Genomic DNA, 18,015 nt, shown 5'->3' on the forward strand with positions numbered 1-18,015 from the left:
AAATCAACCGGCGAGCGGATTAGCAAAATTTAATTAAACTAATTCCCAACGATAACCTAAACCGTATACTGAGCGGATAAATTGCCGCTCTTTATCTAATTGTTGCAACTTGCGGCGCAAGTTTTTTATATGGCTATCAATGGTGCGATCAGTAACAATTCGATAATCATCATAGAGGTTATTCAACAGTTTATCCCGGGAAAAAACTTTACCCGGATGTTGGGATAAATATTTTAATAATCGAAATTCCGCCGGTGTTAATTCAATGGTTTGATTTTGATAATGTATCTGATAGGCGCTTTCATCAATAATTAACTTAAAGTCACTATTTTCTGCTGTAGTTTGTCGATAGCAACGACGTAAAATGGTTTTAATTCTAGCGATTACTTCACGTGGGCTAAAGGGTTTACAAATATAGTCATCAGCGCCAATTTCTAAGCCAACTAAGCGATCAAATTCTTCCGTTTTCGCTGTCACAATGATAATAGGGATGTCTGAAAATTGACGTAATTGACGGCAGATTGATAAGCCATCTATACCTGGCAACATAAGATCAAGTAAAATCAGATCCGGTGGAAAATGTTTTACTTGGTTAACGACACTATTACCCTCGAGTAACCAATCGCTTTGAAAACCAGCGGCCTGTAGATAATCAACTAATAATTGACCTAACTTTGGTTCATCTTCAACAACTAAAATACGGTAGCAGTGATTATCGCAACTCATACATTTGGGCTTTTATGGTTATCATCTAATGGAAATTCTATGCTAATTTTTACGCCTCCTAAAGAGGAGGCTTGCGCGATAATTTTGCCACCATGGGCTTCAACAATATTATAACAAATGGCCAAACCGAGTCCTGAACCTCCATTGGCGCGATTACGCGAACTTTCAACCCGATAAAAACGCTCAAAAATAAAGGGATATTGATCTACTAATAAGCCTGGGGCGCTATCTTGCCAAATGAGATAAAATCGCTGTTGTGAAACATAACCTTGGATCCTCAGTGAGCCGGCTGAATGAGTATAAAGTAAACTGTTTTCCAGTAAATTATGCCATAGTTGGGCTAAACGATCAGGATCAGCATGTAAAGTTACCACACTAGGTAAAGTGATATTTAACATTATTTTTTTATCAGCAAATCTGCCGCGATAGCTATTGATAGCTAACTCAATTTGTTGTACCAAATTGATATTTTTTTTTCGATAAACCAGTGAACCGCGATCAGACAGGGATAACTGATGTAAATCATTGAACAGGCGCTTTTGTTGTAGATATGTCTGCAGCTTATCGAAAGCGAGATAAACCACTGGGGTGGTATAAAGTGTTAATATTTGACTAACAATTAAACCGCCAACAATGGTTATTCCTAAGGGTTGGCGTAATTCAGCACCATCACCATTACCTATAGCCAGAGGTAGCATGCCAAAAATTGCTGCAATGGTGGTCATTAATATGGGGCGAAAACGTAATAAGCTAGCTTTAAATATAGCATCATGTGCGCTGAGTAGACCTTCTCTTTGTGCCTGGATGGCAAAATCCACCATAATAATGGCATTTTTCTTAACTATACCAATTAATAACATAATACCTATCAATGCAATTAAACTAAAAGGGGTATTGAACAATTCTAATGCTAATAAGGCTCCTAAACCGGCGGACGGTAAAGTGGAAATAATGGTTAATGGATGGATATAGCTTTCATAAAGGATACCAAGTACAAGGTAGACCGCGACTATGGCGGCAATGATCAGAAATAATTGCGTTTTTAAGGTTTGTTGAAATATTTTAGCGGTACCCGCGAAGGTACCACGTACAGTAGACGGCACACTTAATTGGATCATGGTCATTTCTATTGCGTTAATGGCATCATTAAGGGTGTAGCCTTCATTAAGATTAAAAGAAATAGTTGATGAGGCAGATAATCCTTGATGATTAACACTTAATGGCGCATTAGTGGGTTGCCATTTGGCAAAAAAGGAGAGTGGAATCGGTTTACCCTGTTTATTAATCACAAACATTTTATCTAATGTACTGGTATCTTGGGTATATTCAGGTGCCACCTCCATAACAACTTTATATTGATTCATTGGCTGATAAATGGTTGATATTTGTCGCTGGCCGAATGCATCGTTAAGTAAATTGTTTGCTTCTTTAACATTAATCCCTAATTGTGCCATTTTGTCACGATCATAAGTTATCGCCATTTAAGTGCCTTTATCCTCTTTGTCAGAATTAACGTCCGCGAGTTGGGGCAGTGCTGCCAGTGCTTTACGAACTTGTGGTTCCCAGTCACGTAACTCATCTAAATCATCGGCAAGAAGAGTAAATTGATAACTGGCAGTAGCCTGGCGCCCACCAGCCCGAATATCTTGCACGGGTATAAGGAATAAGTTAGCACCCGGTTCATTTGCCAGTTGAGTTCGCAATCGCACAATTACTTGATTTGCCGTTTCTTTCCGCTTATTTAGGGGCTTTAAAGTAATAAACATGAAACCGCTATTCATTCTGCTGCCACCAATAAAACCGGTCACATTGTCAATGCTAGGATCCATATCCAACTGCGTCATAAAACGGGTCATTTTAGTTTTCATGGCTTGAAAAGAGATACTCTGATCGGCCCGTACATAACCTAGTAACCGGCCAGTATCCAGTTCGGGGAAGAATGTTTTTGGGATACTGATATAAAGATAAATATTTAAACCGATAGTGGCGAGTAAAACTAACAATACATTTCGTTGATGAGCTAAAACCCAATTTAATGTGACACTGTAACTTTGTTGTATTTTTAATAATAACCGGCCAAAGCCCCTTATCTTATGGGTACTAAATTTTTTACTTTCTTTTAATAGATAAGCACACATCATGGGGGTCAGGGTAAGTGAAACAAATAATGAGATCAAAATTGCTGTGGCTAAGGTAATGGCAAATTCATGGAAAAAACGGCCAACTAGTCCTCCCATAAAGAATAGCGGGATAAAAACGGCAATTAAAGAAATACTCATCGACAATACGGTAAAACCAACCTCACTAACACCGATAATGGCAGCTTTATGCGGTGTTAAACCGTTTTCGATGTGGCGCATAATGTTTTCAATTACCACAATGGCATCGTCGACAACAAAACCGGTCGCGACCGTTAATGCCATCAGCGATAGATTATTAAGGCTGAAACCACATAAATACATCGCTGAAAAACTACCAATTAGTGAAACGGGTACCACAATAGCGGGAATAATCGTTGCCCGGCCAGAACGTAAGAATAGGAAAACCACTAAGATCACTAAACCGATCGCAATCGTTAATGCTCGCTCAACTTCTGTCAGCGAGGCTCGAATGGTCGGGGTTCTATCTTGGGTAATGGCTAAATCAATACTTGCTGGTAGCATTTTTCTAAGTTCAGGTAGCTCAGCACGAATACGATCGACGGTAGCGATAATATTGGCGCCAGCCTCGCGGCGAATGACTAAAATAATAGCCGGTTTGCCAGCAGTCATGCCGGCGGTGCGAATGTCTTGTACCGAGTCTTTGATATTAGCAACATCCTGTAGTCTAACCACAGCGTTATTATGAGAATGAATAATAATGGGTTGATAATCGACAGCGGTTTTTAATTCATCATTGGTTTTTATTTGCCAACGTGATTGTTCATCATTTAAATAGCCGAGTGGGCGACGAACATTGGTATTATTAATCGCTTCTCTTACTGCATCTAGGGCAATCCCTTGATTAAATAGTACCGTGGGATTGAGTTCAATACGTACCGCTGGCAGTGAACCGCCACTAACAGAAACTTCACTGACACCGGCTATTTGGGCAAGACGTTGTGCCAGCCGGGTCGAAGCGATGTCATATATTTCACCGATTCGATAGCTACTGGAAGTTAAGGTTAGGATCATGATTGGGGCATCGGCTGGATTAGTTTTGTAGTAACGTGGGCGTGAAGGCATACCGGTAGGTAGCATACTTTGCGCTGCATTTAATGCCGCTTGGACTTCTCTGGCAGCACTATTGATGTCTTTATCAAGCTCAAATTCCAGCGTGATGTTAGTATTACCAAGCGAACTGTTGGACGTCATTTTGTTAATACCAGCAATTTGACCTAAAGCCCGCTCTAATGGTGTCGCGACTGAAGAAGCCATGGTTTCCGGTGATGCACCTGGTAGTGAGGCGGTTACTTTAATGACGGGGAAATCTACTTGTGGTAAAGGTGCGATAGGCAGTAACATAAAAGTTAAAACACCACATAGGGTAATTGCTACGCTAAGTAGGGTTGTTGCTACCGGACGTTCGATAAATAATGCGAACAATTTCACAGCAACGGCTCCTCTCCCTTTGATGCCTGATTATGGTGATGGCCAGATTTCCAATGGCTAGCTAGCCGGTCAAAAAGTAAATAGATCACAGGCGTAGTAAAAAGCGTTAATATTTGACTCAAAATTAAGTCACCAACCATGCAGGTTCCTAGCGGTCGGCGTAACTCAGCGCCGACGCCGGTACTTAACATTAAAGGCAGAGCGCCAAGCAGAGCGGCCATTGTGGTCATCAAGATAGGTCTGAAGCGTAATAAATAAGCTTAATAGATAGCTTCCTCGGGTGATAAACCTTGCTCTCGCTCTGCGGCTAATGCAAAGTCAATCATCATAATGGCGTTTTTCTTGACGATGCCTATCAGTAATATGATGCCGATCACGGCAATAATATCCAGTTCATAACCGGCTATCATTAAAGCTAATAGCGCGCCAACGCCAGCAGTAGGTAGGGTAGAAAGAATGGTAATTGGGTGGATAAAACTTTCATATAAGATACCGAGAACGATATACATGGCAATAATTGCCGCTAAAATAAGCCACAAAATATTAGCCAGTGCTTTTTCAAAGGCTAATGTTGCTCCTTGAAATTGGGTAATAATGTCATGGGGTAATTCAAGCTGATTTTCTATCTGTTTGATTGTATTGACTGCGCCTTCCAACGAGCTACCTTTAGCGACATTAAAGGAAAATGTCGCCGAAGGAAATTGGGCTAAGTGATTAATTGATAAAGGGCCATAACTCTGTTCAACTTTAGCTAATATGGTTAGCGGCACCATAGTGTTTTGGTTGCTTCGTAAACGAATATTATTTAGCGCCGCCAGACCAACACCTCCTTCAACGCCATGCTCAAGAATAACTCGGTACTGATTAGCTTGGGTATAGATTGTCGAGATCATTCGTTGGTCAAACGCATTATATAATGCGTTATCAATGGCCGACATGCTAATGCCTAAACGGCTGGCTGTGTCGCGATCAACAGTTACTTTGGCGATTAAACCTTTATCTTGCCAATCACTGCTTACGTCAGTAAGTTGCTGATTGGCTTTTAATGCGTTGAGAAGCTTGGGTAGCCAAAATGAGAGTTGTTCTATAGAAGTCGCTTGTAAAGTAAATTGATATTGGGTGCGGGAAATCTGGCTATTAATAGTCAGATCTTGCATCGGTTGTAAAAATAATTTGATACCTGGAATCTTATTAACTGCTTGTTGTAACCGAGGGATAATGACATCTATCCGCTCATGGCGTTGATTTAATGGTTTAAGGGTAATTTGTAATCGCGCATTATTAAGGGCTGAATTGCTACCATCAACACCGACGAAAGTGATTACATTTTCTACCGCTTGATCGGCTAATATTCGTTCAGCAATTTGTTGCTGTTTTTCAGCCATTGCGGCAAAAGAACTCGATTGTGGTGCTTCGATTACACCTTGCAATAATCCATTGTCTTGTAAGGGGAAAAAACCTTTTGGGATCATAATATAGAGCAATGCTGTTAGTATCAATGTGCTGATGGCGACAGATAGTACTAGCCATTCATGATTAAGAATGCGTTTAAGCCAGACACCATAAATAGCAATCAGTTTATCAAAAAACAGTTCACAGCCTTTTTCAAAACGATTGTATTTAGTTTTTGCTTCAGATTTGAGTAAACGGGCACACATCATTGGAGTTAGAGTTAGTGAGACAACAGCAGAAATTAAGATAGCCACGGCCAGCGTAATGGCAAATTCCCGAAATAAGCGGCCCACAATATCACTCATGAAGAACAGTGGGATCAGCACCGCAATTAATGAAAATGTTAATGAAATAATGGTAAAACCAATTTCTCCTGCGCCTTTTAGCGCTGCTGTTAACGGTTTATCCCCTTTTTCCAGATAGCGGGAAATGTTTTCAATCACCACAATCGCATCATCGACGACAAAACCCGTTGCTACTGTTAAAGCCATCAGAGTGAGGTTATTAATTGAAAAACCGCAAAAATACATGACGGCAAAAGTACCTACCAGTGATAGGGGAACGGCGATGCTCGGAATTAAGGTTGCGATACCATTACGCAAAAACAGATAAATCACCATAACAACTAATGCGATCGCCAGTACTAATTCAAATTGGACATCTTTAACTGAAGCACGAATTGTGGTCGTTCGATCGGTCAGAATATTAACATTGACTGCTTTCGGTAAATTTTTAACTAATTCAGGTAAGATTTTGCGAATATTATCAGTGGTTTTAATGACATTCGCCCCAGGTTAGCGTTGGACATTAATCACAATTGCCGGTTTTTTATTGGCCCAAGCGCCTAATTGGGTATTTTCCGCTGCTTGTGAAATGGTAGCAATATCACCTAGCCGAATTGCGCCACCTTGCTTATAAGCAATAATTAGTGAGCGATAATCTGCCAATGATTTCATTTGATCATTAGCTGAAAGCATAATTGCCCGAGCAGGGCCATCAAGGCTGCCTTTAGCTGAATTGACATTGGCATTATTAATAGCTAACCGAATAGTTTCATTATCCAGTTGCGAAGAGGCGACGGCTTGTGGATTTAGTTTAATACGAACAGCCGGACGTTGCCCGCCGGCGAGGGTGACTAAGCCTACGCCATCAACTTGAGAAATTTTTTGCGCTACCCGTGTTTCAACCATATCTTGCAATTCAGTGATTGGCAGGGCGTTGGTGGTCACGGCTAGGGTTAAAATGGGCGGATCAGCTGGATTGACTTTATTATAAATGGGCGGATAGGGGAGATCTTTCGGTAATAGATTACTGGCCGCATTAATGGCTGCTTGCACTTCTTGTTCAGCGATATCCAGTGTTAGCGATAATTGAAAAGTTAGCGTAATTACTGAAGAGCCGCCTGCGCTTTGGGAAAACATCTGCTTTAAACCAGACATTTGACCTAGTTGGCGTTTTAATGGTGCGGTGATCGCTGATGTCATCACATCAGGACTGGCACCAGGATAAAGGGTAACCACTTGAATCGTCGGATAATCAACTTGTGGTAAGGCAGAGACTGGCAAAAAGCGGTAACCGATAATACCAGCTAATAAAATGGCAACCATAAATAGCGTGGTTGCAACCGGGCGTAGAATAAATAACCTTGATGGGCCACCACTTTTTAACGGAGTCTCAAACTGCATTAAGATTTCTCCGTCGTATTAGCATAAGATGTTAATTGATCTTTTGGGGTAACTAACTGAACTTTTACCCCATCAACTAGCCGGTCAACACCATCGGTAACAACCAAAACACCAGCATCTAACCCAGCGCTAATAATGGTTTTTTGACCATCCTGCAAACCCACCGTAACTTTATATTTTTTGACTAAATTATTTTTATCTAATGTCCAGACAAAGTGACCAATACTACCCATTTGTAAGGCAGCGGTTGGGATCACTACCACATTTTTTAGCGTATTAACTTGAATTTGGATATTGATAAATTGGTTAGGAAAAAGCCTATTATCCTGATTAGCGAAACGTGCTTTCATTTTTAATGTGCCAGTTGTGCTATCTATCTGATTATCGGTACTTAATAGGTAACCGGCGGCAATTTTGGCGCTATTATTACGATCCCAGGCGATCACTGGAATTTTGGTTTTTTGCTGTTGAGCAATTTTGATCAACGGAATATCTACCTCAGGCAGGGCAAATACGGCGTCAATAGGGGTTGTTTGGGTGATGATAACGATAGGTGAAGTTGAACCGCTGGTAATATAATTACCAATATCAATCTGTTTTAGACCAACCCGACCGGTAATAGGAGCCGTGATCCTGCTATAGGTCAGTTGCAGTTTAGCATTACTAATTGCCGCCTGATCGATTTTAACACTGCCTTCTGTTTGCTGAACCAAGGTTCGTTGCTTATCTAACTCTTGTTGAGAAATGACCTTACTGGTAGCTAACTTTTTGATAACGGGCTAAATCTTGTCGGGCATTATGCAATTGCGCCTGATCTTTGAGCAATTGTCCTTCCGCCTGCGCCAGCGAGATCTGAAATGGCCTTGGATCGATTTCGGCTAATAAATCGCCTGCTTTAACTGTTTGTCCTTCAGTAAAATGTAGCGCCATTAATTGCCCCGGCACCCGACTGGTTACCATTACGGTATTGGCGGCTTGCACCGTACCTAAGGCGGTCAAAATGTGAGGAATACTTTGTCGCACGGATAATGCCGCTTGCACCGGCGGTAGTGGCGTTTTACGCGATTTTGTTGAGCTTTGCTTTGATACTTGCGTGCTTGATAAGGCAGCTGTCGTTGGGGTTTGCGAATGAAAATAACGCCAGACAAACATCCCGCTAAGGGATAAAAAAATAATGGCAATAGCAGATATAACAATTTTTCGGCGGTGATTATTATTGTTCATCATGTCCTTAGCATTTTTTGTACAGGTATCAGCAAATATTTTTAATTTCATAAATAAATTATTTATACACTATAGTTTAGCGACTATTTAATATAAAAAATGGAGGAAATGTGGAAATTGTAATAATCAGTGTGAGATAAGCATAAATTAGCTAAATGTTATATATATATTTAAGATAGTTATTATTAGCAAACCTGTATATTAATGTCGCCTTAACAAATGTCTAATAACCTAAAAGAATCGTTAATCGCAATTAAATAGCGGTTTTTTACAATAATTTTTTTTCAATCGCTCATATATTACTTCTTTTTAATTATAAATTAATCAAGGAATAATTATGACAGTGCTTTCTATTAACACTACTAATTCCGTTTTTCGCTCAACTGATACGCCATCAGAACCGCTTTCTGACTTAGATATTTTAAGGCAAGTTATCCCGGATAATTGTAGCCTTGATGACAAAAAGGATTTGCAACAGCAGAAACGTGAGATTTTAGATAAATTAATTAGCAACTGTCTTGAACGTTAAAATTATGGAGAAACGTGATGGTACGACTCATTCCATTCTTCGTTCTTTCTGAGCATAGCGTTCAGGATAGTCAGCAGCTTGCGCATACAGGCGACCAGCGCCACTTTTTTGGCTTTTCCCGCTGCAAGCAGACGCATGTAAAAGGCTTTTATCACCGGATTAAAGCGAGTTGCTACAAGCGCGGCCATATAAAGTGCTGTTCGGACTCCGTCCCTTCCGCCAAATATGGTTCGCCGACCACGCATGGTACCCGAGTCCCGGTTTATGGGGGCAACGCCTACAAGCGCGCTAATAGCTCGCCTCGAGAGGCTGCCCAGTTCGGGAAGCTCCGCCAACAACGCAGCAACTGTCATGGTACCAACCCCTTTAATGCTGCTCAGCCTAGCGGCCAGATCCTTAAAGTGGTTCCTTATGTGGTTGTTCATATCCTCATCGATTCTGGCAAGTTCATCTTCCAGCGCCTTGATGATGATGCTTTTTCTATTCTGTGGATGTGCGGTATACAGCCTATTACGTTCTGCCACCAACATTGTAATCAACTGGCGTCTGCGTACGACCATCGCAGCAAGAACCTGACGTTCTGCATTTGGCAGAGTCCGGATAAAGCGCTCTCGCTCCGGATGTCGATTAATAACCTCTGCCATTTGTGCAAGCACTTTGGCATCAATACGGTCAGTTTTTGCCAGATAGCCCATAGCGCGGGCAAAGTCTCGGGATTGTCTGGGATTGATCACAGTGACGTCAAAGCCTTCAGCCTGGAGCGAGCAGGCCACAGTAGCTTCAAGCCCGCCAGTTGCCTCCATCAGAACCAACACCACCGAATGCTTTCTCAATTCGGCGATAATGGCATCAAAACCGTCAGAGTCATTACTGACCGTAAACTGTGCAATATCACAGCTGGCTGCTATGTCCAGCGTTGCTTTAGAAACATCAATACCCACACAAAGTGGATTTGGCTGACTCATGATTACCCATCCTTGCAAATGCGTTATGGAGTACGGACAACTGTTCGGGTTTCAGATGAGTGGCTCAGTGTATGCGCCGGTCGCTAATTAACGGGCTTAAAACCCTAGGAGGAATCGGGCTGCATGCACCTTGCCAAATCTAATCGTAACTATTTTAAACCGTTTTCAAGATACAAGCGAGCGTTATGTTGATGCTTCCTTAGATTTAATTAAAGTTAGCCTGAGTGGGGTTGATTTGACGGGTGTCGCTCTAAATAAAGCGAACCTGAAGTATGCTAAGTTAAAAGGATGCAATTTAACCGCTGCCAAGTTGGATAAAACTAAATTAAATATGGCGACTTTAAGCCAGGCTGAATTACAGGGAGCTTCCTTAAGTGATGCTGATTTAAGTCATGCCAATTTGGCCGGGGCCTGTTTGCGTAATGCTTATTTATTCAGTGCTAAGTTAAGCAACGCTAATTTGGAAAAAGCTGAGTTATGCTTCGCCAAGTTTGAATTTGCTAATTTGGTGAAAGCTAATTTGAAAGGTGCTAATTTGAATCAAGCTAATTTGCGTGCTACTAACTTAATGTTTGCCAATTTAGTGGGTGCTAAATTGAATAGCGCTGACTTAAGTGAGGCTGTGTTAGCTGGTGCTAATATAAGGGCTGCTGATTTAACTGGCGCTGTACTGGATAGGACAAATTTGAGTGGTATCTATTTACCGACTTGGGATGATGATAACCTAGATTATTATCTCAATCATATCAATAATAATAATAGCTTGCTTAAAACTATCGATAGTATTGAGCCCATCTATAATAAGAAGAAGATAGCATTAGTTCATCAGCTGATTGATTCATTAGACAAACGTCCTACAAACGTTTCACTATCATCAGTAGTAAACTCCTTATTAGAGACTTTTGCTAAAGCGCCCTATAACCAGGATCAGAAAATTATTAACTGGCTTAATAATAACATATTGCCGTCTTATCTGGCGAAATATGCTGTCAGCACGATGCCGGCACAAACTGCTCCTGTTTTGACAATCTTGCTAAACTGTTTTACTCACCAACCGCAAATGATGGTTAGTCATAATGGTGCCTTTGTTCAGTTGATTTCACAAGCGATGGCGGGTGAGAGTAACTATAAAGAACAGGCTGAAATCCTGTATAACAGTTATCTGCAAGATAACCGTGTTGAGCCTTATACTAAAGGTGATTTCGGTGATTATGCTGGCAAACCTGATTGGTCTAATAAAGAGGCGGATAATTTTATTCTGCTCTCTGCCAAGCCAGATAGTCACTATGCTATGTTAATGTCGCAAAACCAGCTACAGCGGATGTTAGGTATTCAGTCAGCGCAACCAGAGAATATCAATTGGCATGGCTTTTATCTCTATCAAGGGCAAGACAATATTGGCCCGGCAGATTATCGTTTAGATGATCTTTTTGAACATCATTTTAAATTATTTGCGTCTAACTATCTATTTCAACAGCAGCAAGCCAAATTTAGCCAATTATTAGCAACTTTAGCGTTAGGTAAATTGCAAACCACCTTTCAAACCGCAACAACGCAAAGCTCATCTGCAATTAAATTAATCGATTTTGACAGTCAAGCTAAACTGGCCGCGATATTTGACAATAAGTTTAAGCAATACATAGAAAATGGCGTAATAGGTTATTGCTTAACTCTACCACTGATGATAGTGAAGTATTTGAGGAGCGTTTATCTAACGAGTCGATTAATTGATGTACCAGCTCTATTTTCTTGTCATTATATTTATTATCAATACTGTCGATGGTTGTTAGTAAACTAAAATCATTATTGATATGGTTAAGATAAGTATCTAATCGAGTTTCATCCCAAAACGGTAAAGCGATATTACCTAGCTTGGCACCAGTTAAATCGGCGCCATTCAGTTTAGCACCAAGCATATTAGCTTGACTTAAGTTAGCAAGGTAGTGATTGGGCTATGTTGGTTTCGCAAAACCAGTTACAGCAGATGTTAGATATTAGGTTAGCGCAACAAGTGAATATGAACTGGCATGGTTTCTATCTCTATCAAGGGCAAGAGAATATTGGCCCGGCGAATTATCTGTTAGATGATCTTTTTCAGCATCATTTTATATTATTTGCCTCCAGCTATCAGTTTTGCCAACAGCAAATGTGTTTTATTAAATTACTGGATTCTTTAGAATTGGGTGATTTGCGCGCCACTTTTGAAACAGCAACCAAACAATCTTCTTCTGCCTTTAAATTAATCGGTTTTGATAACGACGCTAAACTAAAAACAATATTTGCCAATAAGTTTAACCAATATGTTGAAAAAGATATAACCTATTATTGTTTAACAGATGAATATGCGACACAATTATTAGCTACCTATCAGCTTACGGACGCTACTCCACAAAGACAAGCTGAAGTTCTGTTATGTTTGTCAGCTTTATTTTGTAAGTATTCTTCTAGTGCCTTATTTGGCACTGAATACGATTCACCGCTGCCATTGAGATATTTTGCCTTTGCTTTAATGGAGCAAGCATATCGACTAGCGCCAACAACATTGGGTTCTGAAGAACAGTATCGAGATTGGACTAATAGATTATTAGGCCATGAGAGAGAGTTCACCTGTTCGGCAGTGCTATCAAATATGATGGTTACTTATATTAAGGCCCATTTTCCAACCATCATTGCCGGCATCATGCCGCCAGCCTGGCGCTGATGGATGTTGGTGAAATTAAGATTTTTTATGGTTGTATAAAGTGCATCAGTCTAATAAATGATGTACTTTTTTATTATTAAGCCAGAAGTTATTAACCACTTAGCAGCGAGTAAAAGCGGATATTATTGCCCGTTAGATTTATTTTGCCGGCTGATGTTGCCACCCTTGATATGCTAGCGGTAAAAAACCAACCAAGATAGCTAGCACTGCAACGGCACTGACATAATAAACCGGTGCCAGATGAGATTGTTGTAGCCAGAAGCCCGTGATGATCGGCGTTAAACCACCAAAAATTGCATAGGCAATATTGTAGGCAAAAGACAGGCCAGAAAAACGGATTGCAGGTGGAAATGCCCGAGTGCCAATAATCGGGGTTAAAACGACGGCGCCGACGAACAATCCCATAATGCCGTAATAACTACTTAATGTTAAAAATGAAATAGCCGGTGATAGTATGGAATAGAAATAGCTGGCGCTGATGATCAGGCCGCTATAGGCTACTAACATGGTGAGACGGGAGCCAATTTTATCGCTTAAGTAACCCCAAAAAAATACAGCCAACGGTTAACATCAACACTGCAAAGCAATTGGCTTGTAAGGCGCTATTCCGATCGATATGGTAGATGCCGCGTAAAATAACGTCAGGCGTCATTAAAATGATCACGATAATTGAGGTCGATAGAGACCAGGTTAGTAGCGCGGTGATCAAACAAGCCTGCTTATGTGATGTTAAAACAGTCTTAACTGGCAACTCATTACAAAGCGCTCTTTGTGCCGCTAACTCTTTGAATATTGGGGTTTCCTGTAAAAAGCGTCGCAAATAGACAGCAATAAAGCCAAATAACCCGCCGACAATAAACGGAATGCGCCAGGCGAAATCGACAATTTGTTGTTCGGTAAAGTGATATTCAATGATAATGGCAATAATCGAGCCGAGCAAAATACCACCGGTAATGCCTGAAGTCAGCGTTCCAATAGCTCAACCATAACGCTGTTTTGGCGTGTGTTCAGCGATAAACACCCAGGCACCTGGCATTTCTCCGCCAATTGCCGCTCCCTGCATAATACGCATCAAAAGTAATGACAGTGGCGCAGCAATACCAATCGTGGCATAAGTTGGCAATGCTCCTATAACTAAAGTGGGCAGGGCCATCATAAAGATACTCAAACTGAACATGCGCTTACGGCCTATTTTATCGCCGTAGTGTGCCATAATAATGCCACCTAATGGACGAGCTAGATAACCGGCAGCGAATAACCCAAGGGTTGCTATCAGAGCGAGAAATTGATTACCAGCCGGAAAAAAAAGTAGCGAGATGGTTTTGGCATAAAAGACAAAAATAACAAAATCGTAAAACTCAAGTGTACTACCTAACGAAGATAGACCCAGCGTTTTATAATCTTGCCGATTTAGTGGCCTGGCAACAGGCTGACTTTGCGTATTGGTTAGCGATGGCATGTTTTTTTAATCCTTTTTATTAATAGGCAAAATAGTGTATTAATTCGCTGAATAAATCATTCAAACAATAGGTGCAATTTGTTAATTGATTTTATTTTTTAATAATAAAAAATAATGAAATAACAATGATATCTTGATTTAGCGATAATAATTATCTGTTTATCATCCGGCAGTTATAACCAATAATCTGGTTTTTTTCGTCATTGTCTATATAAACATAAAAAGCGGATATTATTTTATCCTACTCTGGATAACCTTTAAACCGGAGAAATATTGGGTTATTTGTTTTTAATTAAATCAATGGTTAGCAAAATCAAGGATGAAATTTAGATAGTAATGCATTCTATTTTAACCATATAAATATATTAATCTGCTATTTTTCAATTGATAGATAGAGAAAAATTTGGCTATTAATTTAAATATATTGAGATAGCAAAGAGGTGTAATAAGTTTTGTTTTAAGGCGCTATTCTAATGTTGCCATGATAGATTAGCGCTGACGATTTAAATTAGAAAAAGAGTGGCTAAACCTAAGAAAATAAAGAAGCCGCCGGTATCAGTAATCGCGGTTATCATCACACTTGAGCCAATGGCCGGATCTCGACCCAGTTTCACCAATTAATGGGATAATAACGCCCATTAATGCGGCCATCATTAAGTTCAATATCATAGCTAAAGTCATCACCGCACCCATCTCAAGGTTACCATAGAGTAAATAGGTGACGATGCCCATGATCCCGCCCCAGACAATACCATTGATCAGCGCGACGCCTAATTCTCTCAGTAACAGAAATGAGAAATTACCAGTTTGGATTTGATGCAAGGCAATTGCTCGAACAATCATAGTGATAGTTTGGTTGCCGGTATTGCCACCAATGCCGGCGACAATAGGCATTAGTGTTGCCAGTGCGACCAGTTGTGAAATGGTATTTTCGAACACACCAATCACTCGTGAGGCAATGAAGGCGGTACAGAGGTTAACGGCAAGCCAGGTCCAGCGAGTTTTTACTGCTTGCCCAACGGGGGCAAAAACATCTTCCTCAGGGCTTAATCCTCCCATGCGCCGGATGTTGCTATCACTCTCTTCATTAAGATTATCAACTATATCTTCAACGGTTAAGCGTCCCATTAATAAACCATTGTTATCAACCACAGCAGCTGAAATCAAATCGTATCGTTCAAAAGCACTTGCAGCGTCTTCTGCTTTTTCGTCAGGCAAGAAGCTCATCGTGGCGGTTTTCATCACATCAGCCACTGTTTTTGTTGGTGATGAGGTTAAAATCGTCGTTAATGGCAATTCCCCTTGCAAGCGATTTTGTATATCGACAATAAAAATTTTATCGGTTGCTTCAGGGATATTACCGCGCTGGCGTAGATAGCGTTGAACAGTTTTCAGGCTAACGTTAGGCCTAACGGTAATAAATTCAAAATCCATCATTTGGCCACCGCTATCTTTAGGATATTGTAGTACCTCACGGATCTGATTACGTAAACTGGGATCAAGGTAAGTCAGTAAACGACGCATTGTGTCGCGCGGTAAGTGTTCGGCAATATAGGCTTGCTCATCAACATGTAGATTAGCAACAGCACGTAGCAACTCTCTATCTGACATGTTCTTGAGTAAACTTTCCCAGACCGAGGTTGAGGCTTCGACTAAAACCTGACCACGTTTATTATTATCAATTAAATACCATAGTGATGAGCGTTCATCATAAGGCAACATTTCTAAAAGATCCGCAATATCGGCTGCATGTAAGGCATGTAATAGTGATTTAATTTGGATGATATTTTTATCGTGCTTTACGATCGATAAGGCTTGTTGTTTGTCGTGTTGGGTGGCTAATATTTTAATCGTCTCTTCATTTTCCATGAAAAGCGTCAAAATATCTTGCCTAATTTGTGCCAGCTTTTGTGAATGTGGATTAATAAGTGAGGTAATATTCGATGAAAAGGCTGGTTGAGACATGGTTATCCTTAAATACTAATAGTCGTAACCTATTATCAGGTATTATCATTTTTAATGACTTTCGATTAAATGCACACATTATTTAAACAACTACTATCAGCAGCAGGATAAATAAGTTATTGAATAGAAAACAAGCAATTAAGTTAGATTTATGGTTGCTAGATTTTATTTTTAATCATACCAAAATATCAAGCAGATTCCTCTTTAATTTTTAGTTTCCAGCTAGGAACATCTTGCCAATATTTTTGTTCTTTTTCTAAATCTAGCAGCATTAACGCATTTTGCTGTAAATAGTGGGGAGGAAAATAGAGTGTCCAATGATTTTGATCGGTTTTCAAACGTAGTGAGTTTGGCGTGGTTGTCGATTGACGTTGATTATTAAGTAGCGTAGCTAACCGTAATAGTTGGATCATGGGTAAATATTGTTTTTTCTTAAATAGATTTAACTTAGGGAATTCATCAGCTTTGATACTTTTTTTATGATACCTGACCAATGTCGCTAGTAATAACTGTTGCTCTTGGTTAAATCCTGGCAGATTGGTGTTGTATAAAATATAGGCAGAATGACGATGTAAGCCATTATGATTGATATTTAATCCAACCTCATGCAGCATAGCGGCCCAGATAAGTAGCACTTTCAATTGTGGGTTAACCAACTTGGGATTTTGTTTTGCCCATTGTTGATAAAGGATCTCGATGGTTTTTGATACTCGCTGCGTTTGTTCTCGGTCAATATTATAATGTTCAGCTAAACTTAATGCGGTGCGTTGGCGAATGTCTTGATGACGAAAACGTCCTTCCATTTCATAGAGAACCCCTTCACGTAAAGCACCGTCAGAGAGCGTTAACTGCTTGATTTGCAGAGAATCAAATATGCCACATAAAATGGCTAATCCCGGAACAAAAACGTGAGCACGCTCTGCTGATAAGCCGGGTAGATCGAGTGACTTAAAATTTTTATACTTTAGTACTAATTTTTTTAGTTTAACTAAGCGCTCATGGGTGATGATGCCATCTGAATCACCCAACTGGCAAAGTACTTCATGAATTGCTTTTATGGTTCCTGAAGCACCAAAGGCATAGTCCCAACCTTGCATTTGATATTGGCAAGCAAGATTTTCCAGTTTTTGTCGGCTAGCAAAATAGGCGCGCGCAAAATTAGTTTCATTAATTAGATTATTAGCAAAAAATTGGCGGGCATAGCTGATGCAGCCCATTTTACGGCTTTCCATTAATAGAGGCTTAAAATTTTCACCAATAATAAGTTCTGTAGAGCCACCGCCAACATCGATCACCAGCTTCCGACCTTTTTCTGACTGGGTATGCTCAACCCCCATAAAAATCAGCCGCGCTTCTTCTTGGCCTGAAATAATTTCAATTGGGTAGGGTATAACGGCTTTAGCTCGTTGCAAAAACTCTTTGACGTTAACCGCTTCTCGTAAGGCATGAGTTCCAACTATGCAAACATTATCAGCGGTAAATCCTTGTAAACGTTCAGCAAAAAGCGCTAAGCAGGTCAAGGCACGCTGAATTGATTTTTCGCTTAATTTGTTATGTTCATCTAAACCGTCAGCCAGATGAACACGTTTTTTAATGCGGGTTAAAATCTGTAAGGCACCATTAACTATTCGCGCAACAATCATATGGAAGCTATTAGAGCCAAGATCTATGGCAGCAATTTCCATCGGCCTCGATGCTGAAGGTTTTATTAATGGCATA

General features: G+C 40.3%; 7 protein-coding genes and 5 pseudogenes. 3 read left to right on the forward strand and 9 right to left on the reverse strand.

The genetic code is table 11. From position 1 onward, the window contains the following. Positions 1–33: 33 nt before the first annotated feature. The 5 genes and pseudogenes from baeR to AACL31_RS11925 all read right to left on the reverse strand — a co-directional run bounded on the left by baeR (position 34) and on the right by AACL31_RS11925 (position 8,677). Complete coding sequence (baeR, locus tag AACL31_RS11905; RefSeq protein ID WP_310512839.1) at positions 34–726, reverse strand: two-component system response regulator BaeR; 693 nt, start codon at positions 724–726, stop codon at positions 34–36. Then, positions 723–1,124, reverse strand: coding sequence for an ATP-binding protein (locus tag AACL31_RS11910; protein WP_310512841.1), 402 nt, complete (start codon positions 1,122–1,124; stop codon positions 723–725). The genes baeR and AACL31_RS11910 overlap by 4 nt, the downstream gene beginning before the upstream one ends. Before the next feature lie 135 nt (positions 1,125–1,259). Then, a pseudogene (mdtC, locus tag AACL31_RS11915) lies at positions 1,260–4,316 on the reverse strand (multidrug efflux RND transporter permease subunit MdtC); the annotation flags it as partial. Then, positions 4,313–7,453: pseudogene (locus AACL31_RS11920) on the reverse strand (MdtB/MuxB family multidrug efflux RND transporter permease subunit). The pseudogenes mdtC and AACL31_RS11920, both read right to left, overlap by 4 nt. Further along, positions 7,453–8,677, reverse strand: a pseudogene (locus tag AACL31_RS11925) (MdtA/MuxA family multidrug efflux RND transporter periplasmic adaptor subunit). The pseudogenes AACL31_RS11920 and AACL31_RS11925 overlap by 1 nt, the downstream one beginning before the upstream one ends. Positions 8,678–9,014: 337 nt before the next feature. Between AACL31_RS11925 and AACL31_RS11930 the strand changes: the two are divergent. Continuing rightward, positions 9,015–9,206: a hypothetical protein gene (locus tag AACL31_RS11930; protein WP_310512840.1), complete on the forward strand. Its 192-nt coding sequence runs from the start codon at positions 9,015–9,017 to the stop codon at positions 9,204–9,206. Between the two features lie 2 nt (positions 9,207–9,208). Here the strand turns inward: AACL31_RS11930 and AACL31_RS11935 are convergent, their stop codons facing one another. After that, positions 9,209–10,171 (reverse strand): IS110 family transposase, encoded by a 963-nt coding sequence (locus AACL31_RS11935; protein ID WP_339053196.1) that lies wholly within the window; start codon positions 10,169–10,171, stop codon positions 9,209–9,211. A gap of 130 nt (positions 10,172–10,301) precedes the next feature. Here AACL31_RS11935 and AACL31_RS11940 point away from each other — a divergent pair, with 130 nt between their 5' ends. Together AACL31_RS11940 and AACL31_RS11945 are read left to right on the forward strand one after the other, a co-directional pair. Then, on the forward strand, positions 10,302–11,969 hold the full coding sequence (locus tag AACL31_RS11940; protein ID WP_310512010.1) for a pentapeptide repeat-containing protein: 1,668 nt from the start codon (positions 10,302–10,304) through the stop codon (positions 11,967–11,969). Between the two features lie 156 nt (positions 11,970–12,125). Further along, on the forward strand, positions 12,126–12,872 hold the full coding sequence (locus AACL31_RS11945; RefSeq protein ID WP_310512009.1) for a hypothetical protein: 747 nt from the start codon (positions 12,126–12,128) through the stop codon (positions 12,870–12,872). Positions 12,873–13,010: 138 nt separating this feature from the next. Here the strand turns inward: AACL31_RS11945 and AACL31_RS11950 are convergent. The 3 genes and pseudogenes from AACL31_RS11950 to ppx all read right to left on the reverse strand — a co-directional run bounded on the left by AACL31_RS11950 (position 13,011) and on the right by ppx (position 18,014). Next, positions 13,011–14,331: pseudogene (locus AACL31_RS11950) on the reverse strand (MFS transporter). 503 nt (positions 14,332–14,834) lie between these two features. Further along, positions 14,835–16,296 (reverse strand): annotated as a pseudogene (mgtE, locus tag AACL31_RS11955) (magnesium transporter). 188 nt (positions 16,297–16,484) lie between these two features. Then, positions 16,485–18,014 carry an exopolyphosphatase gene (gene ppx, locus AACL31_RS11960; RefSeq protein WP_310512008.1) on the reverse strand — a complete coding sequence of 510 codons (1,530 nt, stop codon included), beginning with the start codon at positions 18,012–18,014 and terminating at the stop codon, positions 16,485–16,487. Position 18,015 lies beyond the last annotated feature (1 nt).

The sequence above is a fragment of the Arsenophonus endosymbiont of Crataerina pallida genome, assembly GCF_964020125.1.
Lineage (GTDB): Bacteria > Pseudomonadota > Gammaproteobacteria > Enterobacterales > Enterobacteriaceae > Arsenophonus > Arsenophonus nilaparvatae.